The sequence below is a fragment of the Streptomyces sp. NPDC005195 genome (assembly GCF_040608315.1).
In the GTDB taxonomy this organism is placed as follows: domain Bacteria; phylum Actinomycetota; class Actinomycetes; order Streptomycetales; family Streptomycetaceae; genus Streptomyces; species Streptomyces kaempferi.
Genome location: NZ_JBEXHZ010000317.1, coordinates 1 through 1,525, shown reverse-complemented (window position 1 = coordinate 1,525; position 1,525 = coordinate 1). Strand labels below are relative to the sequence as shown.

The 1,525-nt window shown below is 74.3% G+C and carries 1 protein-coding gene; it reads left to right on the top strand.

Translation table 11 applies throughout. The features are described from left to right. Positions 1–287: 287 nt before the first annotated feature. Entirely contained in the window at positions 288–1,499 is a 1,212-nt protein-coding gene (locus ABZV34_RS39310) for a helix-turn-helix domain-containing protein (RefSeq protein ID WP_356288048.1), read from the top strand. The last annotated feature ends 26 nt before the right edge of the window (positions 1,500–1,525 follow it).

Here is a 1,525-nt window from a genome sequence, read left to right as displayed (position 1 = left end):
CGACTCCCTGACGTTTGACATGCGCAAGGACTCCACGCCGGCCGGGTGTGCCGGCCGGATGATGCCGAGCCTGCCCGGCCGTGCCGGAGGAACGCTGGAGAAGCGCACGAGACCGACATGAGACACACGTGAGGCGGGCGTGAGACACACGTGAGGCGGGCGTGAGGCCCGCACGAGATTCCCGCCCCGGGCCTGGCAAAGGTTTGCCCGCGTGTTGCCCGGCGCCCTACGCTCGGGGCGGCTTTCGGCGAAACTTTCTTGCCCGCTCACCCCAGGGGATTCGAATCATGCTGCGACAGCCCGCGTTCGGAAACCGCCTGAAGAAGCTCCGGACGGCCCAGGGGCTGTCGCAGACGGCACTGGCCGGTGAGGGCATGTCCACCGGCTACCTCTCCCGGCTGGAATCCGGGGCGCGCCAGCCCACCGACCGGGCCGTGGCCTACCTCGCCGACCGGCTGGGTCTCAAGGCCGCCGATTTCGAGGAGCCGGTCACCGGCTCGCTGGCCCACGCCCTGACCCTGGCCTCCTCCACCGGTTCCGCGGACGCCATCGGGGCACTGCGCGCGGCGCTCGCCGCCGAGGGCCACGAAAGCGCGGTGCTGCGCTGGCAGGCGCTGTGGCTGCTGGCCCGGGCCGCACGCCTGCAGGGCGACCACGCCGCGGAACGCGCCGACCTGGACTGGCTGGTCGCGCTCGGCGACGAGGTGGGCCTGGCCGAGCTGCGGGTGCGCGGCCTGACCAGGCTGGCGCGCTGCCTGCGTTCGCTCGGCGAGATCACCCCCGCCCTGGACGCGGCCGTCGCCGCCCACCAACTGGCCCTGGGCGACGACCTGGGCGTCGAGGACCGCGCCGCCGCGCTGCTGGCCCTGGTGTCGGTCCAGGCGGAGGCCGGACAGGTGCCGGAGGCCCGGACGCACGCCGACGAACTCACCGCCCTGGTCGAGGGCCGCAGCGACGCGTTGTGGGCCGAGGCGATGTGGACGGCCGCCGCCGTGCGGGTGCGCCAGGGCGACCACACCGGCGCGCAGCACTGCCTCGATGAGGCCCTGGAACGCTTCAGCAGCCAGGAGGACCTGGTGCTGTGGCTGCGGCTGCGGCTCGCCGCGGGCCGGCTGCACCTGCAGAAACTGCCCGCCGACCCGGCGCAGGCACAGCGCTGCGCCGAGCAGGCCGAGGCCGCCCTCGCCTTCGTCGGCACCCCCGCCCTGCGTCAGGACCTGACCGCGCTGAAGGCCGATCTGGCCTTCGCCACCGGCCGCTACGACGATGCCCGCGCCTTGCTGGGCGGCCTGGCCGGGGACGAGTCGAGGATGACCTACCGCGACCGGGTCCGGCTGGAGATCCTGCGCCAGCAGCTGCTGATCCTGGGCGGCGACGTCTCCGGCGTGGACGGGCTGCGCATGCTGGCCCAGCAGGCCCAGGCCGACGCCAACATCGACCTCGCCGCGGAGATCTGGCGCACCCTCGCGGACGCCCTCACCCCCGCCCCGCCGGCCTGAGGGCTGTCCCGTAACCGGCCCGCCCC